Genomic DNA, 20,010 nt, shown 5'->3' with positions numbered 1-20,010 from the left:
TTTTTCTCTGCTCCCCCCTTCTCCCCCCCCCCCCCCCCCCCCCCCCCCCCCCCCCCCCCCCCCCCCCCCCCCCCCCCCCCCCTCCGCCCCCCCCCCCCCCCCCCCCCCCCCCCCCCCCCCCCCCCGCCAGGTGCACGAGCCGCGGGTACGGGGGGAACCCCGGCTCAGTGCTACGGCCGATGACCAGTCGGCTCACTCAGTACTGCGTCACGGGCCTCAGAAACGTCACACCTCTCACCGAAAAATTTTCGGCGACTTTAAAAGTGCAGGTCAGACGGGGTGCTTCCGATCAGGGCGCGGTGGAGGCCGGAGTCGGTGACGGGGACGCGGGGGCGCCTGGCGGGGTGCCGGGGTGCGCCGGGGCGAAGGCGGAGGGAGCGGGGGCGGGGGCTGCGCGGTGCCGGCCGCCGCCCTTGCCGCCGCCGGGGCCGGCGGGGCGGTCGCCGCCCCTGCCCCGCCCCTTGCCACCGTCCCGTTTCCCGTTCCCTTTCCCGTCCCCTTGCCCGTTCCCGCCCCCGTCGTGGTCCCCGCCCTTGTCGTCGCCGCCCTTGTCCTTGTCCTTGCCCTGGTCATCGCCCTGACCGCCGCCGGTGGTGCCGCCGGCCGTGCCGCCGTTCCCCTTGCCGGAGGTGGAGTCGCCGGTGGCCAGCAGGGCCTTGCAGTAGGTGGTCACGCGGGCGGGGCCACCGGCCAGCTGCTCCAGCGCGCGCTTGCGGCCGGCGTCCAGCTCCTTGCCGTCCCGCAGGGTGCGGCACGCCGAGGCGGCGCCGAGCCGGCCGGTGCCGGACGTCGCCGAGGGGGCTCCTGAGCCGGGGGCGGGGGTACGGCCCTTGCCGTGGTCCGCGCCGGAGGCCTCGTCGTCGGTGCCGCCGCGGCGACCGTCCCGGCCGCCGTCCGGCGTGCCGGTGCCCGTCCCGACGCCCGGTGTGGCCGACGCGGAGCCGGAGCCGAGCGGCTGTCCGGTGGTCGTGTCGGCGGAGACGGAGGCGGTGGGGCGGGAGGGCTCGTCGTCGAACGGCGTGGGCAGCACCCCGGTGCCGGCGGCCATGGCGGCGCCGCCGAGCGTGCCCACGGCCGCCGCCGCGGCGAGCGCCAGGCGCACCGGGCGGGCCCAGCGGGGGCGCCCGGCGCGGATTCCGGTACGGGCCCGGGCCGCGATGCGGACCAGGCCGGCGTCGGTTCCGGGTGCCGGGGCGCGGCCGGCGGAGGGGGCGTGGGCCGCGGCCGTGCGCTCCGCCTCGGCGGCCTCGCGGGCCTTGCGGAACGCGGCCAGGGCGGCCTGCTCACCGGGGAGTTCACCGGGCGCGGGGGCCGCCTCCGCGGACAGCGCGCCGAGCGCCTGGGAAAGGCGTTCTGCCTGGTCACGGGCGGAGGCGTCGACGGCTTCCAGTGGCTCACCACGCAGCAGACGTTCCGCCGTCTCCCGGTTCAGCCACTTGTACTGCTCGTCGGCCATCACATGTCCTTCTGCGTCCGCGCACGCGTATGCGTCACAGTTGCGGACGTCACCGCGCGGCGGCGCGGTTCTCTCTGAGGCGGGAGTGCGTCGAGTCCGCCCGCGGATTCCGGATCGTCCCCGATCAGCTCCGCGAGCCGCTTCAGACCGCGGTGCGCGGCGGTGCGGACGGCGCCCGCGCGTTTGCCGAGGGTCTCGGCGGCGGTCTTGGCGTCCAGTCCCACGACCACGCGCAGGACGACCGCCTCGGCCTGGTCCTGCGGGAGCCGGGCGATCAGGGAGAGGGTGCTGTCGGTGGCCAGGGCCTCGATGGCCTCGCCGGCCGTGTCGGACTCGGCGGCCCGGCCGGTCAGCTCCGTCTCGTCACCGCCTATCGCGGGACGGCGGCCGCGCATCCGTATGTGGTCCAGGGCGCGGTTGCGGGCGATCCGGGCGGCCCAGCCGCGGAACCGGTCGGCGTCCCCGCTGAACCGGTCCAGGTCACGGGCGATCTGCAGCCAGGCCTCGGACGCGACGTCCTCGGCGTCCGCCTCCCCGACCAGCGTGCGGACGTATCCGAGCAGCCGGGGGTGCACCGCGCGGTACACCGTACGGAACGCGGTCTCGTCACCGTCCTGTGCCGCACGCACCGCGGCGGTCAGCTCCGCGTCGTCCCCCAGCACCGTACTCCCTTTACGCCTGTCTTCGGTCGGCGCGAAAGGCACGTTACGGCGTTAAACCGCTGCTCGTCCATGTCTGTAGAAGATGCAACTAACTCGTGACCGGGTTCGGATGTGCGCAGGGTGAGGTCGGGAGGTGGCCGGGGTGTGACAGAAACCGCACTCACGGCGCTGAAGAGAGTACGGGCCGCGCGCGGCCCGCCCGCGCGACGGCCGGGGCCTCTCCTGTGGGGGGTGGCGGCCCCGGCCGTTGCCAAGGGCGCTAGCGCTTGCCGCCGACCGGCCTGTTCCGGCTGCTGCCGCCCTTGCTCTCACCCTGACCGTTGCCGGACTCGCCGGCCTTGTCGGTGCCGTCGGTGTTCCCGCCCTGTGCGCGGGCCGACTGGGCGGCGCAGTAGGCCGCGACCTTCTCCTCGCCGCCCGCCGCCGTGACGAGCCGCTGCCAGGCCCTCGCGTCCAGGGCGCCGCCGCGCTCCCCGGCCTGTGCGTAGGCACGGCAGCGGGCCAGGGTCTCGCCGGCGGCGACCGGGTGCCCGGGCTGCCCGGAGGGGCCGGCGGAAGCGGCGTCCCGGCGCCCGGCTGCCGGGTGCGGGGAGCCCGTGGGAGCGGAGGGGGCGCTCGTCGAGGACGGTCGCGCGGACTGGGCGGCGTCCCGGCCGTCGTCGTCCGTACCGGACCGCGCCGAGCCGATCGCCGCGACGGCGACTCCGCCCAGCGTGAGACTCGCCAGGGCCAGCGAGAGGGTGGTGCGCAGGGAGCGGCGGGCGCGGCGGGGCTGCCGGGGCCGCCAGTCGTCCCGGGCGCGTGTCCTGGCGTCGTGCGCCCCCGCCTCGCGCGCGGCCCGGAAGGCGGCCACGGCGCTGCGCTCGGCCTCGGGGTCGACGCCCTCGGCGCGCAGCGCGGCACCGAACCAGGTCTCCAGCTGCGAGTCCCCCGGGGACGTACCGGCCGGCGCGGCGACGGTGCCGTCAGGGTGCGCGCGCCGACGGCCGGCCGGCCCGCCGCCGCTGTGCCGTTCACCCATGCCCGTTCCCGTCCTCATCCGACCCGCCCGGCCCTCCGCACACCGACCCACTCCACACACCCACACCACGCCGCACCAACGCCCCCGGCCCAATCACCCACAACGGCCCTGGCCCACCAGCCGGCAGCGCGACGCCCAACCGCCACAGCTCACCCCGGAGACCGCCGACCCCGGCGACCACGCGCCCGAAACCACCGACCGCAGCAGCCCCGTCCCGGAAGCCACCGGCCGCCACGACCACCCGACGCCCGAAGCCACCGACCACCAGCCCCCAACACCCGACCTCGCCGACCGCAGCAGCCCCGCGCCCGGGGCGACAGCCCGCAACGGCCCCAGATCCGCAACCACCGGCCACCCCAGCCACACGACCAAGGCCCCCGCCGACGCCAGCCGCACACCCGAGCCCCCCGACCCCAGCAGCCGCAGGCCCGCAGCCACCAGCCGCCACAACCCCGCGCCGAAGACCACCAGCCGCCACAACCCCGCGCACCCGGCAAGCCGAAGGTGAAGCCGACGTCCCGGGTGTGGTGTGTCTCGCGGTCCCGTGCCGCGCTGGGTGCGACGCGGCGTACGGAGGGGCATACGTGCCGCGCCCCGTGGTGTTCATCTCGACTCACCCAGCGTCGGGGGATCGGTATCCGTCACACCGTCGGCGGCGGGGCCGAGCCGGCGGGCCAGGCGGCGCAGGCCCCGGTACGCGGCGGTGCGGACGGCGCCGGGGCGTTTGCCGAGGACGCGGGCGGCGGCCGGGCCGTCGAGGCCGACGACCACCCGGAGCAGCACCGCCTCGGCCTGGTCCCGCGGCAGCGCCCGCACCAGTTCCAGCGCGCGTTCCGTGGAGAGCGACTCCAGTGCCTGGTCGTGGGTGCTGAGCCGGCCGGGCAGCTCCAGGGCGTCCTCTTCGAGCTGGGCCGCCCGGGGCCGGCTCCGCTGCCGGCGCAGGTGGTCCAGCGCGCGGTGCCGGGCGATGGTCGCGGTCCAGCCGCGGAACCCGGCGCCGTCGCCCCGGAACCGCCCGAGGTCACGGGCGATCTCCAGCCAGGCGTCGGAGGCGACGTCCTCCGCGTCCTCGCCGACCAGGCCCCGCAGATAGCCGAGCAGGCCGGGCTGCACGATCCGGTACGCCACCGCGAAGGCGGTCTCGTCACCCTCCTGGGCCCGCGCCACGGCCGCGCCCAGCTCCCCGTCCCGCGGCTGCGGGCGGCGGGGCTCCCCTCCCTGGCCCAAGACCGTCCTCGTTCGTGCCGAGTTGCTGGCCACTGCGTGGCGCTTCCCTCACGGTGCGACACGCTCCGGCCGTGTCTCCGCCCTCCACGATCATCAGCGTCGGCCCCGACGGAAGTGTCACAGCCGGGCGGCGGCCCGGGGCGGCCCGCTCAGCCGGAGGCGCTCGCGGTCGCGTCCCGGCACAGCAGCCGGAGCGAGCCGTGGCCGCCGTAGCAGCGGCGGGCCTCGTCGATGGGGTCCCACATCCGGCCGTCGGGGGTGCGCAGCCAGTGCTCGCCGCCGGTCGCCCACCACTCGGCGCCGGTCTGCCGGGCGATCACCTCGCCGGCGTAGGCGCCGAAGCCGCGCAGCACGCTCTCGACGGCCGGGTACGGCGGGTCCTCACGGCGTATCTCCTCGATCATCCGGTCCACCCGCCACAGGCTCTGCGCCGAGTAGTCGAGCCGCACCCGCGCGCCCTCGCGCATGGTCGCGACCGCGTCCGCCGCCCACCGCACGGGTTTCGCGGCGGCCTGCGGCCTGGTCTCCTGGTGTGCTGTCCCGTACCGGGCCGTCACGTGAGCTGTCAGATCGGCTGTCACATAGGGGAGAGCGAGCGGGGACGGGATTCCGTCACTGGGTTTCGGAACGTTCCTCCAAACGTTCCGCCAACCGCCGCAGGACCACCCCACGTCCACCGCACGAAGGTCACAGGACCGGGGTTCAGGCCCCCGGTTCCGCGGCGCTGCGGGCTCGGCGGGAGACCACCGCGCGCAGCACCCGGCGGCCCTCCACCGAGACCTCCAGCGCCCGGCGCAGCCCCTGCGCGCCATGCCCCGCGAGGAGGTCCAGCACCGCTGCCTGGCGGCGCAGCTCGGCGGCGACGAGCGGCGGCAGGTCCACGGCGTCGCCCGCGCGCCCGGCGTCCAGACCGTCCAGGAGCGGGCCGCCGTCCGCGATCGAGCCGCCGTCCGCGGCCGGGTCGAGCAGCCCGTGGACGCGCAGCGAGGCGACCGAGCAGGCGTCGGCCCAGGGCCGTACCGCGTCGGCGGTGCGCTCGGCCGGGGCGGACTCCAGCATCCGGCGGGTGAGCCGGGCGGCCTCGTCGTCGGCGGGGTCCGCGGGGCCGAGCGCCTCGTGCACCCGGGACAGGTCCCCGGCCCAGTCGGAGCCGTCGGCGAGGCGCGCCCACAGCGGGCGCAGCAGCTCGTCGTCGCCGCCGAGCAGCGGCAGACACCGGTCAAGACAAGCCAACCCGCTGGCGGCCAGTCCGCGTTCGTCGGCCTGTGCGATCTGTTCCACCAGGCTCATGAATGTCTCCCTCGCCAGGGCACCGACCGATACGGAGCCCGCACTTCCCCTTACTGCGTGCGACGGAGCGGGAGTGTCACAGTGACGTGTTTTCAGCCAACCGCGGGGATCGGCAGCAGCTCGCCGGAGAGCACCTTGCGCTCCTGCATCCGGGTCAGCCGGACGACCACCACGATGGCGAGGACCGCGGCCACGATGTCGAATGCGTCGGAGAAGAGCATCGCCTGCGCGGCCTGGCGCAGCTCCTCCGCCGTCTCGGCGTGCCGGGAGGTGGTGTCCGCGTACCGGCCCACGACGATCCCGATGAGCCACAGCGTCCACCAGGCGTTGACCGGGGTGTGCCCGGACCGCGAGCCCCAGGGCGCGCTGGCGTCCCAGCTGTCCGCGACGATCCGGCGCGGGAACCACAGGTTCACGATCGGGCAGAACCAGGCGCCGATCGTCCAGCCGCGCTTCATGCGGTGCACGGAGGCGTCGAACACCTCGGCGTTCACCCGGATCCGCCACAGCCAGCACAGGTAGACGACGGCCGTGGCCAGCAGCGCGACGCCCTGCGCGATGCCGGCGACGCCGTAGAGCCGGTCCGCGTGGTCGGCCCGGTCGATCACGTCGGAGCCGGTGACGCCGTCGACGATGTCGCCGGCGACGGTGATCTCCAGCACGTCCGCGTAGCAGGCGAACAGGTCGGTGGCGATGACGAGCCCGAGCAGCACGGCGGTGGCCCGGCCGAGCGCGGCCGGTGAGCGCAGCCAGGCGCCGGGCGGGGGGACGTACGGCGGCGCGGGCATGGGTGTGGTCATGACGGAGTTCCCCCGAGTGAGATCTGAGACGGCGTACGGCTCTCCCCGAACCGGACGCGCGGACACCGGAACATACGATCGGACGCCACCGCGCGTCCACTCGGTTCTCGGTTCTCGGTTCTCAGCGGTTCTCAGTGGTCCTCAGCCCAGCCGATCCGCCAGCTTCCTGAAGTCCGCCCAGGTGAGCGCCGGTTTGCCCGGGTCCCACAGCTTCTGCACGGTGGCCCGCAGCGGCATCCGGATGCCCGCGGCGACCTGTGCCTCCGTCTGCGCGTTCGGGAAATCGCACCAGACCGCGAACGAACCGCCGGGGATCTGCCCGTCGTAGCGGGCCGGAACGGCGGTCGTGCCGCGCAGCACCCGCGGGGTCCACTGCTCGTAGATCCGCTGTCCGGTCGGGTAGACGAAGGTCTGCGGCTGCCCGAGGACGTAGTAGAGGAACTCGTCGTTGTAGTTGAGGACCTTCCGCCCCGCGGCCAGGTACTCCGCCGGCGGCCGGGCGCCGATCTCCTTGCCGGTCCAGTAGGCGACCCGGAGGTCCTTGTCGGGCTGCACGGAGGTGCCGCGGAAGAAGCCGTCGTTCCAGGCCCGGACGGTCCGGTCGTGGGCGCGGACGGTGGCCGCGCGGTCGTTGAGCCAGCCGGTGGCCAGGTCGGCGACGGTCCCGCCGGAGCCGAACCGCTGCCGGGCGGCGGCGGCCAGCTGCGGGTACGAGGCCTGCGGGTCCCGCACGGTGAGCGCCTGGTACTCGTCCCCGCCCAGGTGCCACTGGTTGCCGGTGAACAGGCCGGCGTACTCGTTCAGCAGATCGTCGACGATCTGCGCGGAGGCCGGCTTGGAGATGTCGACGGCACCCCGGGTGGCCACCCCGTTCACGTTGCGCAGCTGCAGATCGGGGTGGGCGGCGATGACGGCCCCCAGGTGTCCCGGCGAGTCGATCTCGGGTACGACGGTGATGTGCCGGCTGTCCGCCAGCGCCACGATCCGCCTGACCTGCGCCTTGGTCAGATGGTCCGCCGAGACGATCTCCGGGTGGCTGCTGGACTCGATCCGGAAGGCCTGGTCGTCGGAGAAGTGCAGGCCCAGCTCGTTGTACTTCAGGTCCCCCAGCTCGCGTATCCGGTCCTCGATCCAGGCTTCGGAGAACGGTTTGCGCGCGATGTCCAGCATGAACCCGCGCACCGGCTTGGCCGGCCGGTCCCGTACGACGCCCTCCGGTGCCGTACCGCCGCCGTGGACCTCCTGCTTCAGGGTGCGGGTGCCGTAGAAGACGCCCGCCTCGCCGGGCCCGCTGATGTCGACCCGCCCGTCCCGGACGGTCATGGTGTACGACTCCTGGTTCCCGCCCCCGCCGCCGAGCGCGAGCCGTACGTCGCCCGCCCGCACGTCGTCCTTCTCCCCGGCGTACGCCAGCCCCAGTTCCCCGGCTATCAGCCGCCCCTCGTCGGCCAGCTCGGCGTCGCTCACCACCACCCGCTCGCCGTGCTGCGGCTTCCAGCCGGGGCCGCGCGCCGGGGTGTGGGAACGGACCGCGGGTATCGTGCGCGGGGCCCGGGACAGCGGATACGACCTGCTCGGGCTGGGGCTCGCCGACGGCGTGGCCGGTTCGCCCGGGTCGGCGCCGGTGCCGGCCACCCGTCCGGACGACGACTGCCGCTGGCTCCCCTGGGGCTTCCCGCCGTCCCCGTCCGACGAGGCCCACACGCCGACGCCCGTGCCGAGCGCGACCGTCCCGACGAACGCGGCGGCGACCACCGCCCGCTTCCGTATCACCTGTCGCGCCGAGCCCCGGCGCCTGTGCCTGTGCTGGGTCACCCTGCCAACGTACGACCGTTCCGCGGCTCATCCGTCACCCAGGCGGTCCCAAACTCTCCCGTCCGGGTGAATTTCAGGTATCCCTCGGACACAGCGTGACCACTCTCGATAACCTGACGACACACCTTTCACAGCATCCCCTGCCACACCACATGTGACGCGAGGACCCACGCTGCCCGCCCACCGTCTGCCGTATCTCCCCACGCCCCTCGACGCCTTCAACACAGCCCGCGCCGACGAGGCCCGCACCCTTCTCCTGCACTGCCTGCACAGCGTGCGCTGGTCCGACCGGATCGCCGACCACCGCCCCTACCCCGACCTGGACGCCCTGCTGGCCGCGGCGGACGAGGCGACGTACGACCTCTCCCCCGCCGACCTGGCCGAGGCCCTGGCCGGCGAGTCCCTCCCGGAACTCCCCGAGGACACCTACTCGGCGGCCCACATGGCCCTGAGCGCCGCCCACGCCGCCTACGAGGCCCGATTCGGACACGCGTTCGTCATCTATCTGGGCGACGTCCCCCCGGACGAGGTCATCGACCACATCCTCGAAGCGATCCGATCACGATTGACAAACGATCCGGAGGAGGAACGGGTGGTGGCGGCGGAGCAGCTCCGGCGCCTCGCGAAGGGGAGACTCACGGCCTACCTGAGGGGCGCGGGGCCGTGTCCACCAGCGGCTCCGCCGCGTGGCGCGACCAGCCACAACGCGCCCGCACCCGGCCGATGACCGCACACACCGCCCCGGACGCCGCCCCCGCTCCCCCATCCGGTGCCAAATTGATCACACAAGGTAGGCCCCCCGTAAGCAGCACGGCGGCACGTGGATACCATGCAGAGGGCCGGTGGACCGTACCCGGCCGGGCCCGACCGACAGTGAAGCCGGCGCGGCCCTAGTCCCCGCTCCCGGAGGGTTCTTCCGTGCCGGCTGGAACGCTGTACCGCGGCCGGGAAGGAATGTGGTCCTGGGTGGCTCACCGAGTCACCGGCGTCCTCATTTTCTTCTTCCTGTTCGTTCATGTACTGGACACCGCTCTCGTGCGTGTCTCCCCCGAGGACTACGACAAGGTCGTAGCCACGTACAAGACGCCGATCGTCGCGCTGCTGGAGTACGGCCTCGTCGCCGCCATCCTCTTCCACGCGCTCAACGGCCTGCGCGTCATCGCCGTCGACTTCTGGTCCAAGGGCCCGCGCTACCAGAAGCAGATGCTCTGGTCCGTCGTCGGTGTCTGGGTCGTCCTGATGGCCTTCGCGATCTACCCGGTCCTCGGCCACGCCTACCGTGTTGTGTTCGGGAGCTGAGGCCCATGTCCACCACTGAAACCACCGCGTCCGGTGTCGGCCCCGTCGAGGGCGCCCCCGTCTACACCGTCGACAACCCGGCCCCGCTGATCGAGGCGCCGCGCAAGCGGACCAAGAAGTCCCCGAAGTCGACCCGGGGCAACTTCGAGATGGCGGCCTGGCTGTTCATGCGGCTGTCCGGCATCGTGCTGGTCGTCCTCGTCCTCGGCCACCTGCTGATCCAGCTCGTGCTGGACGGCGGTGTCTCCAAGATCGGTTTCGCCTTCGTGGCGGGCCGCTGGGCGTCCCCGTTCTGGCAGGTCTGGGACCTGCTGATGCTGTGGCTGGCGATGCTGCACGGCGCCAACGGCCTGCGCACGGTCATCAACGACTACGCCGAGCGGCCGAACAGCCGGCTGTGGCTCAAGGGCCTGCTCTACACCGCCACGGTGTTCACCATCCTGCTGGGCACGCTGGTGATCTTCACCTTCGACCCGAACATCCGCTAGGCACGGGGCTGCGAGAATCATGAAGATCCACAAGTACGACACCGTCATCGTCGGCGCCGGCGGCGCGGGCATGCGCGCCGCCATCGAGGCGACGAAGCGCAGCCGCACCGCGGTCCTGACCAAGCTCTACCCCACCCGCTCCCACACGGGCGCCGCGCAGGGCGGCATGGCCGCCGCGCTGGCCAACGTGGAGGAGGACAACTGGGAGTGGCACACCTTCGACACGGTCAAGGGCGGTGACTACCTGGTCGACCAGGACGCCGCCGAGATCCTGGCGAAGGAGGCCATCGACGCCGTCCTCGACCTGGAGAAGATGGGTCTGCCGTTCAACCGGACCCCGAACGGCACCATCGACCAGCGGCGCTTCGGCGGTCACTCCCGCAACCACGGCGAGGCCCCGGTCCGCCGGTCCTGCTACGCCGCGGACCGCACCGGCCACATGATCCTCCAGACGCTGTACCAGAACTGCGTCAAGGAGGGCGTGGAGTTCTTCAACGAGTTCTACGTCCTGGACCAGCTGATCACCGAGGTCGACGGCGTCAAGAAGTCGGCCGGTGTCGTCGCGTACGAGCTGGCCACCGGCGAGATCCACGTCTTCCAGGCGAAGGCCGTCATCTACGCCTCCGGCGGCTGCGGCAAGTTCTTCAAGGTGACCTCCAACGCGCACACCCTCACCGGTGACGGCCAGGCCGCCGTCTACCGCCGGGGCCTGCCGCTGGAGGACATGGAGTTCTTCCAGTTCCACCCGACCGGCATCTGGCGCATGGGCATCCTGCTCACCGAGGGCGCCCGCGGTGAGGGCGGCATCCTGCGCAACAAGGACGGCGAGCGCTTCATGGAGAAGTACGCTCCCGTCATGAAGGACCTGGCGTCCCGTGACGTCGTGTCCCGCTCCATCTACACGGAGATCCGCGAGGGCCGCGGCTGCGGTCCCGAGGGCGACCACGTGTACCTGGACCTGACCCACCTGCCGCCGGAGCAGCTGGACGCCAAGCTCCCGGACATCACCGAGTTCGCGCGCACCTACCTCGGGATCGAGCCGTACACGGACCCGATCCCGATCCAGCCGACCGCGCACTACGCGATGGGCGGCATCCCGACGAACGTCGAGGGTGAGGTCCTGGCGGACAACACCACCGTCGTCCCGGGCCTGTACGCGGCCGGCGAGGTCGCCTGTGTCTCCGTGCACGGCGCCAACCGTCTCGGCACCAACTCGCTGCTGGACATCAACGTCTTCGGCCGCCGCGCGGGCATCGCCGCCGCCGAGTACTCGGCGAAGGCCGACTACGTCGAGCTGCCGGACAACCCGGAGTCGTTCGTCGTCGAGCAGATCGAGCGGCTGCGCAACTCCACCGGCAGCGAGCGGGTGGCGACCCTGCGCCGTGAGCTGCAGGAGACCATGGACGCCAACGTCATGGTGTTCCGCACCGAGCAGACGATCAAGACGGCCGTCGAGAAGATCGCCGAGCTCAAGGAGCGCTACCAGAACGTGGCGATCCAGGACAAGGGCAAGCGGTTCAACACGGACCTGCTGGAGGCCATCGAGCTGGGCAACCTGCTGGACCTGGCCGAGGTCATGGCCGTCTCGGCGCTGGCCCGCAAGGAGTCCCGCGGCGGTCACTACCGCGAGGACTACCCGAACCGCGACGACGTCAACTTCATGCGCCACACGATGGCGTACCGCGAGGTCGGCGCCGACGGCTCGGAAACCGTCCGTCTCGACTACAAGCCGGTCGTCCAGACCCGCTACCAGCCGATGGAGCGTAAGTACTGATGGCTACCCCTGTTCTGGACAAGGCGGACGCGGCCGGCCAGCCCGAGCCCGGCTTCGCCGACTCCCCGTACATCACCGTCACCTTCCGGATCCGCCGGTTCAACCCGGAGGTCTCGGCCGAGGCGGTCTGGGAAGACTTCCAGCTGGAGATCGACCCGAAGGAGCGTGTCCTCGACGGCCTCCACAAGATCAAGTGGGACGTCGACGGCACCCTCACCTTCCGCCGCTCGTGCGCGCACGGCATCTGCGGCTCGGACGCGATGCGGATCAACGGCAAGAACCGTCTTGCCTGCAAGACGCTGATCAAGGACATCAACCCCGAGAAGCCGATCACGATCGAGCCCATCAAGGGCCTGACGGTCCTGAAGGACCTGGTCGTGGACATGGAGCCGTTCTTCCAGGCGTACCGGGACGTCATGCCGTTCCTGGTCGTCAAGGAGACGAACGAGCCGACCCGTGAGCGGCTGCAGTCCGCCGAGGACCGCGAGCGCTTCGACGACACGACGAAGTGCATCCTCTGCGCGGCCTGCACCTCCTCCTGCCCGGTGTTCTGGAACGACGGCCAGTACTTCGGTCCGGCCGCGATCGTGAACGCCCACCGCTTCATCTTCGACAGCCGGGACGAGGCGGGCGAGCAGCGCCTGGAGATCCTCAACGACCGTGACGGCGTGTGGCGCTGCCGTACGACCTTCAACTGCACGGACGCCTGCCCGCGCGGTATCGAGGTCACGAAGGCGATCCAGGAGGTCAAGCGCGCGCTGATCACGCGTCGCTACTGATCGCCGTACGCCTACGGCCACTCGGGCCCCGTCTCCGGTCACACACCGGGGGCGGGGCCCTCGCCGTACAACTGTCCGACCTCCCCGTGTGTCTCCTGTGTACGCGATCAAGGAGACACATGCGCACGCACAGAAAGCTCGCCGTGGCGACGGCCACGGCCCTGTCGCTCACCGGCGGACTGCTCACCCTCGCGGCCGGCCCGGCCGCCGCGGTGACGCCCGCCAAGTACGCCGACGACTTCAACGGCGACGGCTACCGGGACTACGCGTCCGGCTGGGGCGGCGAGGTCACCGTCACCTACGGCACGGCGACCGGGCCGGGCCCGAAGACGGTCACGTTCACGCAGGACAGCCCCAACATCCCGGGCAAGGCCGGCGACGCCGGCGGCTACGCCGACACCTTCGGCAACCAGGTCGCGAACGCCGACCTCAACCAGGACGGGTACGCCGACCTCGCCGTCGCCGACCGCACCGAGAAGGTCGGTACGAAGGCCGGGGCGGGCGCCGTCACCATCCTGTGGGGCGCCAAGGCGGGCCTCGGCGCGAAGGCCACGCGGATCCCGGCCAAGTCCAGTGCTTCGTTCGGCGCGGCCCTCGCCTCCGGCGACTTCAACGGCGACGGCAAGCCGGACCTGGCCGTCACCGACGTCACGGGCACCCTCTTCGTCTACCGGGGCGGCTTCTCCCAGACCGGTACGACGGGCAGCGTCACCCGGATGGAGGTGAGCCCCAGCGGCGCCCACGTGCTGGAGCCGAGCATGATCGTCGCCGGCAAGGTCACCAAGGACCAGGCCACCGACCTGTACGTACTCGGCCAGGGCTACGAGAACGACAAGATGGTCCAGGCCGCGTGGTTCGTACAGGGCGGCTCCACCCTCAAGCGCGGGAAGTACACGACGTACAACGCCTCGCAGGTGGACTTCCAGGCGACCGGGGTGATCGCCGACTTCGACAAGAACGGCTACGGCGACCTGGCCGTCAGCGACAAGCCGTACAACAAGGGCGCGGGTTCCGTGGTGGTGCTGCGCGGCGGTGCGAGCGGCCCGGCCAGCTCCTACCGGCTGACCCAGTCCACCTCCGGGGTGGCGACCGCGGCGACGCGGAACGACCGGTTCGGGTACGCGCTCTCCGCCGGCGACACCAACCGCGACGGTTACCCGGACCTCTCGGTCGGCGTGCCCGAGGAGGAGTCCGGCTCGGTCCAGAACGCGGGCGGTGTGCACGTCCTGCGGGGCGGCAGGAGCGGCCTGACCGGCACCGGCTCCCAGTGGTTCACCCGGGCCACGGCGGGGGTCCCGGGCAGCGCCACCGATTCCGAGATGTTCGGGCTCTTCGTCCGCCTGCGCGACTTCGACCGGGACGGCGACGCGGACCTGCTGGTCTCGGGCGACCTCTACCGCCCGGGCGTACTGCTGCGCGCGACCGCCAAGGGCATCACCACCAGCGGTGCGTCGGAGTCCGACCTGGACCCGGCCTTCCCGCAGTGAGCCGCTTCCCGCAGTGAGCCGCTTCCCGCGGTGACCGCTGAAGGGTCCCCCGACGAGCCCCACCGGAGTCCGCTCCGGTGGGGCTCCTCGCTTCCCGGGACCAGTGCTCCTAATCTGACGACATGTCAGACGAAGAGTCGTACGAACTGCTCGGTTTCGACAACGTGCTGCTCCCCGTCGGCGACCTCGGCGAGGCGCTCGCCTTCTACGAGCGGGCCGGGTTCGCCGTGGGGTTCCGGTTCGACGAGGCCGGGATCGCACTGCTGAAGGTCGGCGGGGAGACGCCCGGCATCCTGCTGCGGGCCGAGGAGGAGGTGCGGCACCGGACGCCCCCCTGGCCCTCGCCGCGGATCTGGCTGGAGGTGCCGGACGCGCGGGCGGCGGCGCGGGAGCTGGCCGCCGCGGGGATCGAGCCCCTGGACGAGATCTTCCAGGTGGCCACGGGCTGGACCGTGGAGATCGCCGACCCCTGGGGGAACATCCTCGGCTTCACGGACTACACCAAGCGTCCGGCGCTGGGCCGCCGGGCCTGAACCACCTCCGGTTGAACGCGTTCAAAAACAGGGCTACAGTCATCCTGTCAGCGTTTTGAACGCGTTCAAGAAGGGGTGGGGCATGGACCGCACCGTCATCGCCTACGTCATCTACCTGGTCGTCAGCGTCGCTCTGACCGTCTGGGTGGCCCGCACGCTCAGCCGCAACGGCCGGATCTTCCTGGCCGACGTCCTGCGCGGCAACGAGAAGCTCGCGGACGCCGTCAACCACCTCCTGGTGGTCGGCTTCTACCTGGTCAACCTCGGCTTCGTGGCGCTGTACCTGGGGGACGACGAGACGATCGAGGACACCCGCGGCATCTTCGAGGCCCTGTCGACCAAGCTGGGCGTGGTGCTGCTGGTGCTCGGGGTGATGCACCTGGGCAACGTGTACGTGCTCAACAAGATCCGCCGGCGCGGAGTCATGGAGCGGGAGCAGCTGCCCCCGGTCGGCCCGCAGGAGTGGATCGCCCCGACGGCCGGGGCGTGACGGCCGTGACCGGCACGACCACCGTGGCCACCACGGCCGGCCGGGGCGCCGCGGGCGCCCCGGTCCGGGGACTGACCGTCCTGTACGACGCCGGGTGCGTCCTGTGCAGGCATCTGCGCGACTGGCTGGCCCGGCAGTCCCAGCTGGTGCCCCTGGCACTGCTGCCGGCCGGCTCGGCCGAGGCCCGCGCCCGCTTTCCGGGGCTCGACCACGCGGCCACCCTCGACGAGGTCACCGTCGTCGGCGACTCCGGGCAGGTCTACCGGGGCTCGCGCGCCTGGATCGTCGTCCTGTGGGCACTGCGCGAGCACCGCGGGCTCGCCCACCGGCTCGCCACCCCGGCGGGCGCGAAGCTGGCCCGGGGTGCCGTCCTCGCCGCGTCGAAGTGGCGGGACGTGCAGGGGCGGGGCGGTCGGTGGGGAGGCGGGCAGTGGGGAGGGCAGGCGTACCGGCGGGCGGACGGCTGGTCGTACCACCCCCGGACAGGCTGGTCCTACTCCCCTCCGACCTCCTCCCCTCCGCCCTGCTCCACGCCCTCCTGCTCCGGGGCCGCTCCCGCCAGTCGTTAGGCTCTTCTACCGTGCCCGCGAAGAACGACGGCCCCGAGGCCGGCCCCCAGAGCAGCAAGTCCGAGCAGACCCGTGCGCTGATCCTGGAGACCGCCATGCGGCTGTTCCAGGAGCGCGGGTACGACAAGACCACCATGCGGGCCATCGCCAAGGAGGCCGGGGTCTCCGTCGGCAACGCCTACTACTACTTCGAGGGCAAGGAACACCTGATCCAGGGCTTCTACGACCGGATCGCCGCTGAGCACCAGGCGGCGGTCCGGGAGGTCCTGGACCGGGAGACCGACCTGGAGGCACGGCTCGCGGGCGTGCTGACCGCCTGGCTGGACATCGCCCGGCCGTACCACGAGTTCGCCGTCCAGTTCTTCAAGAACGCCGCCGACCCCGACAGCCCGCTCAGCCCCTTCTCCCCGGAGAGCGAGCACGCCCGCGAGCAGGCCATCAGCGTCCACCGCGAGGTACTGGCCGGCTCGAAGTCCAAGGTGGCCCCCGAACTGCGGGACGTGCTCCCGGAGTTGATGTGGCTCTCGCAGATGGGCCTGGTCCTGTACTGGATCTTCGACCGCACGGAGGGCCGCGAGCGCAGCTACCGGCTGGCCCGGCGGGGGGCCCGGCTGACCGCCCGGGGCGTCTCCCTGGCCCGGTTCCGGGTGCTGCGGCCGCTGGTGCTGGAGGTGCACGAGCTGTTCACGGACTTCCTGCCGGGGATGACGAGGGTGCTGCCGGATCCGGGGCGCAAACGGGAGGAATGATCACTTTCGGGTGAACGCGCCGCAACGGGACACCTGGGGTTCCGGCTGCCTACGATGATGCTCTCGACACCAGCCCCTAGGAGGCACGCGATGTCCGCCGCATCCGTCGAGCAGCCCTTCGACGCCGACGAGCCGTTCTCCCTGACGGCCATCGCCGACGAGATCATGGAGCGCCATCCGGGCTACCGCGTCGAGATCATCGGAGGCCATCTCCTCGTGACCCCTTCACCGGATGCCCCCCACGCCATCGTCCTGACGGATCTCGTGCTCCCCTTCGCCGCAGCCGGACTCCACGGCGAGGAGAGCAAGGTCGTCCAGAACGTCGCGCTCAAGCTCCCCACCGGCGACGAGGACTACTGCATCCCCGATCTGGCGGTCGTGGACGCCGACATCGACGACCACTTCATCGAGAACAACACCTACGACCCGGTCTGCTTCCGCCTCGTCCTGGAGGTCACCTCCCGCAACTGGCGGGACGACCTGAAGACCAAGGTCGGGGCGTACGCCGAGGCCAAGGTGCCCGTCTATCTCGTGGTCGACCGCAAGCACCAGCGCCTCCACGTGCTCACCGAACCCGAAGGGAGCGAGTACACGAACCACCGTGTCCACGCTCCCGGGGAGACCGTCACGCTGCCCGACTCCATCGGCGCCAAGGTCACCCTGGACGTCGAGCAGATCGTCAAGGCCGGGCAGAAGAAGGCCGACTGATCAGATCCAGTTCAGCCGCCACAGCCGGAACACCCCCGTCCCGTCCGTCAGGTACTGGCCGCCGCCCACGTCCTCCGTGCTCACCACGTACTCCTTGCGCTGCCACAGCGGGATCAGCGGGACGTCCTCGGTCACGGCCGCCTGGATGTCCTTGAAGTCCTTCGCGGCCCGGCTGCGGTCGGCGAACTGCTGGCTGTCCAGGACGAGATGGTCGACCAGCTTGTTGCTGTACCCGGTGCTCATGGTGGAGCCGGTGCCGACGAGCGCGGCGCCGAAGGTGTCCGGATCCGGATAGTCGGCCACCCAGCCGACCGCCCACGCGTCCATCTTCCCGGCGGCCCAGCGCTTCTGGAAGTCGGTCCACTCGTACCCCTTGACGTCCAACTGGAACAGGCCGCTCGCCTCCAGCTGCCTCTTCAGCTCGGCGGCCTCCTGCGCGCCCTCGCCCCGACCGGTGCCGTAGCCCAGGGTGAAACGCACCGGCAGGCTCACCCCGGCCTCGGTGAGCAGCTCGCGGGCCTTCCGGGTGCTCCGCGTGGGGTAGTTGTCGAAGAACGACGTGGTGTGGCCGGTGATCCCGGTCGGGATCAGCGAGTACAGGGGGTCGACCGTGCCCTCGTAGACCGTCGCGGCCAGCCGCTCGCGGTCGACCAGCCAGACCATCGCCCGGCGCACCCGCGGGTCGTGCAGCGGGGAGCGGGAGCGGGTGTTGAGGTACAGGTTGCGGGTCTCGGCGCTGTCGGACTCGGTGACCCGCTGCCCGGGGTCGCTCGGGTTCAGCTCGGCGAGCACGTGCGGCGACAGGGTCCGGGTGGCGACGTCGATCCGGCGGCCCCGCCAGGCCTGGTCGAGCTGGGCCGAGTCGGCGTAGTACCGCAGCTCGATCGGGCGGCCGGTGCCGCTCAGCGAGCCCGTGTAGTGCTTGTTCGGGGCCAGTTCGGCCTTCTGGCCCTTGGTGTACGCCGTCAGCGTGTACGGCCCGGTGCCGTCGACGGCGGTGTCCGTGCGCAGGGCGTCGGCCGGGTACTTCTCCCGGTCCACGACGGAGCCGGCGCCGGTGGCCACCTTCAGCGGGAAGGTGGCGTCCGCGGACGAGAGGTGGAAGGTGACGGTGTGCGCGTCGTCGGCGGTCACCGAGGCGAGCGTGCCGAACAGGGACGCCGGGCCGACCTTGGAGTTGATCGCCTTGACCCGGTCGAAGGAGTACTTCACGTCCTCGGCGGTCATGGCGCGCCCGCTCGGGAAGGTGATCCCCGAGCGCAGAATGCACCGGTACGTCTTCAGGCCGCTGCCCTCGAAGGTGCAGCTCTTCGCCGCGTCCGGGACCGGCTCGGCCCCGCCCGGCTCGAAGGTCAGCAGCGACTGGAACAGATTGCTGAACAGTGCCCAGGAGCCGGCGTCGTAGGCGCCGGCCGGGTCGAGTGCGGTGACCGCGTCCGTCGTGCCGACGGTGATGGTCCGGTTCTTGTCCTCCTGCGACGGCAGCAGCTGCCAGCCGCCGATCCCCACGACGGCGAGCACGAGCAGTGTCACGAGAATCCGCATGCGAAGAGATCGCATGGTGATGCCCTCCCCAGCCACTTCCCCTTGAGTGACGCGGCTCACCTAATCACACGGGTTTCACCGTGCGGAAGGGCTTTCTGTCCAGTTGTGGAAGAACTCTGGGTGCCGTTCCGGTCACGCGCGCGTGGCGGCCAGTTCGATCACCGTCACGTCCGACGGCGCCCCCACGCGCGTGGGCGGCCCCCAGGCTCCCGCGCCCCGGCTGACGTACAACTGGGTGTCGCCGTAGCGTTCGAGACCGGCGACGGTGGGGTTGGCGGCGGCGGCGAGGAGGCTGCCGGGCCAGAGCTGGCCGCCGTGGGTGTGTCCGGAGAGCTGGAGGTCGACGCCGTGCCGGACGGCCTCGTGGATCTGCACCGGCTGGTGGGCGAGCAGCACGCACGCGCGTGCCGGGTCCCGGTCGCCGAGCGCCTCGCCGAAGTCCGGCCCCTGGCCCTCGCTCTCGCCCTGTACGTCGTTCACGCCGGCCAGGTCGAAGAACGGCAGCTCGGTGCGGGCGTTCTGCAGTGGGTGCAGGCCGAGGTCGCGGACCTCTTCGATCCACTGTTCGATGCCGGAGAAGTACTCGTGATTGCCGCTCACGAAGTAGGCGCCGTGGCGGGCGCTGAGGCGGGCGAGGGGGGCCGCGGCCGGGCCCAGGTCCTTGACGCTGCCGTCGACCAGGTCGCCGACGACCGCGATCAGGTCCGGCTGGGTGGCGTTGACCGTGTCGACGACCCGCTGCGCGAAGCCGCGGCCCAGGACCGGGCCGAGGTGGATGTCGCTGACCACGGCGATGCGGAAGCCGTGGGCCGCGCGCGGGAGTTTGGCCAGGGGGACGGTGACTCGCTTGACGCGGGGGCCTCTCAGGACGCCGTAGGTGCCGTGGCCGACGGTTCCCACGGCCGCGGTGGCGGCTGCGCCGGCGACGAGGCGGGAGATGACGAGGCGGCGGGCGGGGTCGGCCGGCTGGGGGTGCGGGGCTTCGGCGGTCGTACCGCGGTTTCGGAGCAGTCGGCTGAGGAGGGGGCGTATCGCCTCGCCCGCCAGTACCCCCAGCAGCAGGTACAGCGCCAGGGCCATCCACAGGAAACCCGGCCAGGCGAGGGTGCGCTGGAGCTCGAAGGGGGCGCCCGCGCGTTCCGCCACCAGGGCCGCGATCATCAGCAGCGGGGCGGTGACGAACAGCGCGGTGCCGGCGCGGCGGGCCGGGCCGGGGCCGCGTGTGGTGTCGCGGACCAGGCGCCGCCACACGTACCAGTGCAGGCCCGCCACGGCTGCCAGGACGGCCAGGGCGACGAGCGCGAAGACGATGACCACC

Annotated in this window: 21 protein-coding genes; 11 read left to right on the top strand and 10 right to left on the bottom strand. The window is 72.1% G+C overall.

Features of this window, described 5'->3' with window-relative positions:
- Positions 1–289 precede the first annotated feature (289 nt).
- The 8 genes from ACZ4U1_RS23035 to ACZ4U1_RS23000 all read right to left on the bottom strand — a co-directional run bounded on the left by ACZ4U1_RS23035 (position 290) and on the right by ACZ4U1_RS23000 (position 8,229).
- The gene (locus ACZ4U1_RS23035) at positions 290–1,456 is read right to left on the bottom strand and encodes a hypothetical protein (RefSeq protein ID WP_467905548.1); all 1,167 of its coding nucleotides are present in this window, start codon (positions 1,454–1,456) and stop codon (positions 290–292) included.
- Complete coding sequence (locus ACZ4U1_RS23030) at positions 1,456–2,118, bottom strand: RNA polymerase sigma factor (RefSeq protein WP_189298416.1); 663 nt, start codon at positions 2,116–2,118, stop codon at positions 1,456–1,458. The genes ACZ4U1_RS23035 and ACZ4U1_RS23030 overlap by 1 nt, the downstream gene beginning before the upstream one ends.
- A 259-nt stretch (positions 2,119–2,377) precedes the next feature.
- Entirely contained in the window at positions 2,378–3,139 is a 762-nt protein-coding gene (locus ACZ4U1_RS23025; RefSeq protein WP_467905547.1) for a hypothetical protein, read from the bottom strand.
- A gap of 603 nt (positions 3,140–3,742) precedes the next feature.
- Positions 3,743–4,366, bottom strand: coding sequence for an RNA polymerase sigma factor (locus ACZ4U1_RS23020; protein WP_467905545.1), 624 nt, complete (start codon positions 4,364–4,366; stop codon positions 3,743–3,745).
- A 149-nt stretch (positions 4,367–4,515) separates the two neighbouring features.
- Positions 4,516–4,947 (bottom strand): hypothetical protein, encoded by a 432-nt coding sequence (locus tag ACZ4U1_RS23015; RefSeq protein WP_467905543.1) that lies wholly within the window; start codon positions 4,945–4,947, stop codon positions 4,516–4,518.
- A 121-nt stretch (positions 4,948–5,068) separates the two neighbouring features.
- On the bottom strand, positions 5,069–5,656 hold the full coding sequence (locus ACZ4U1_RS23010; RefSeq protein ID WP_467905542.1) for a hypothetical protein: 588 nt from the start codon (positions 5,654–5,656) through the stop codon (positions 5,069–5,071).
- Positions 5,657–5,748: 92 nt separating this feature from the next.
- Positions 5,749–6,456, bottom strand: coding sequence for a DUF4328 domain-containing protein (locus ACZ4U1_RS23005; protein WP_467905540.1), 708 nt, complete (start codon positions 6,454–6,456; stop codon positions 5,749–5,751).
- Positions 6,457–6,597: 141 nt separating this feature from the next.
- Positions 6,598–8,229, bottom strand: coding sequence for a beta-N-acetylhexosaminidase (locus tag ACZ4U1_RS23000; RefSeq protein ID WP_467905718.1), 1,632 nt, complete (start codon positions 8,227–8,229; stop codon positions 6,598–6,600).
- A 196-nt stretch (positions 8,230–8,425) separates the two neighbouring features.
- On the opposite strand from ACZ4U1_RS23000, the gene ACZ4U1_RS22995 reads away from it, so the two are divergent.
- The 11 genes from ACZ4U1_RS22995 to ACZ4U1_RS22945 all read left to right on the top strand — a co-directional run bounded on the left by ACZ4U1_RS22995 (position 8,426) and on the right by ACZ4U1_RS22945 (position 17,147).
- The gene (locus ACZ4U1_RS22995) at positions 8,426–8,998 is read left to right on the top strand and encodes a 2-oxo-4-hydroxy-4-carboxy-5-ureidoimidazoline decarboxylase (RefSeq protein ID WP_467905538.1); all 573 of its coding nucleotides are present in this window, start codon (positions 8,426–8,428) and stop codon (positions 8,996–8,998) included.
- 191 nt (positions 8,999–9,189) lie between these two features.
- The gene (gene sdhC / locus ACZ4U1_RS22990) at positions 9,190–9,570 is read left to right on the top strand and encodes a succinate dehydrogenase, cytochrome b556 subunit (protein ID WP_467905537.1); all 381 of its coding nucleotides are present in this window, start codon (positions 9,190–9,192) and stop codon (positions 9,568–9,570) included.
- A 5-nt stretch (positions 9,571–9,575) separates the two neighbouring features.
- Positions 9,576–10,058, top strand: coding sequence for a succinate dehydrogenase hydrophobic membrane anchor subunit (locus ACZ4U1_RS22985; RefSeq protein WP_189298403.1), 483 nt, complete (start codon positions 9,576–9,578; stop codon positions 10,056–10,058).
- Between the two features lie 19 nt (positions 10,059–10,077).
- Positions 10,078–11,832, top strand: coding sequence for a succinate dehydrogenase flavoprotein subunit (sdhA, locus tag ACZ4U1_RS22980; protein WP_467905536.1), 1,755 nt, complete (start codon positions 10,078–10,080; stop codon positions 11,830–11,832).
- A complete protein-coding gene (locus ACZ4U1_RS22975) occupies positions 11,832–12,611 on the top strand; it encodes a succinate dehydrogenase iron-sulfur subunit (protein WP_467905535.1) in 780 nt (259 codons plus the stop codon). Before sdhA ends, ACZ4U1_RS22975 begins: the two co-directional genes overlap by 1 nt.
- A 119-nt stretch (positions 12,612–12,730) precedes the next feature.
- Complete coding sequence (locus ACZ4U1_RS22970) at positions 12,731–14,098, top strand: FG-GAP and VCBS repeat-containing protein (protein ID WP_467905534.1); 1,368 nt, start codon at positions 12,731–12,733, stop codon at positions 14,096–14,098.
- Between the two features lie 122 nt (positions 14,099–14,220).
- Complete coding sequence (locus tag ACZ4U1_RS22965) at positions 14,221–14,631, top strand: VOC family protein (protein WP_467905533.1); 411 nt, start codon at positions 14,221–14,223, stop codon at positions 14,629–14,631.
- A gap of 82 nt (positions 14,632–14,713) precedes the next feature.
- The gene (locus ACZ4U1_RS22960; RefSeq protein ID WP_392817920.1) at positions 14,714–15,121 is read left to right on the top strand and encodes a hypothetical protein; all 408 of its coding nucleotides are present in this window, start codon (positions 14,714–14,716) and stop codon (positions 15,119–15,121) included.
- Positions 15,122–15,126: 5 nt separating this feature from the next.
- Complete coding sequence (locus ACZ4U1_RS22955) at positions 15,127–15,690, top strand: thiol-disulfide oxidoreductase DCC family protein (RefSeq protein WP_467905532.1); 564 nt, start codon at positions 15,127–15,129, stop codon at positions 15,688–15,690.
- An 11-nt stretch (positions 15,691–15,701) separates the two neighbouring features.
- Positions 15,702–16,439, top strand: a complete 738-nt coding sequence (locus tag ACZ4U1_RS22950; RefSeq protein WP_467905531.1) for a TetR/AcrR family transcriptional regulator — start codon at positions 15,702–15,704, stop codon at positions 16,437–16,439.
- A 90-nt stretch (positions 16,440–16,529) separates the two neighbouring features.
- Positions 16,530–17,147, top strand: a complete 618-nt coding sequence (locus tag ACZ4U1_RS22945; protein ID WP_467905530.1) for a Uma2 family endonuclease — start codon at positions 16,530–16,532, stop codon at positions 17,145–17,147.
- Here ACZ4U1_RS22945 and ACZ4U1_RS22940 read toward each other — a convergent pair whose 3' ends face one another.
- Both ACZ4U1_RS22940 and ACZ4U1_RS22935 read right to left on the bottom strand, forming a co-directional pair.
- Positions 17,148–18,692, bottom strand: coding sequence for an ABC transporter substrate-binding protein (locus tag ACZ4U1_RS22940; RefSeq protein ID WP_467905528.1), 1,545 nt, complete (start codon positions 18,690–18,692; stop codon positions 17,148–17,150).
- Positions 18,693–18,824: 132 nt separating this feature from the next.
- A complete protein-coding gene (locus ACZ4U1_RS22935; RefSeq protein ID WP_467905527.1) occupies positions 18,825–20,009 on the bottom strand; it encodes a metallophosphoesterase in 1,185 nt (394 codons plus the stop codon).
- Position 20,010: the final 1 nt, after the last annotated feature.

Source organism: Streptomyces sp. NPDC028928 (assembly GCF_055564915.1).
The sequence above is the reverse complement of the archived record's forward strand: the minus strand, read 5'-3'. Positions and strand labels throughout refer to the sequence as shown.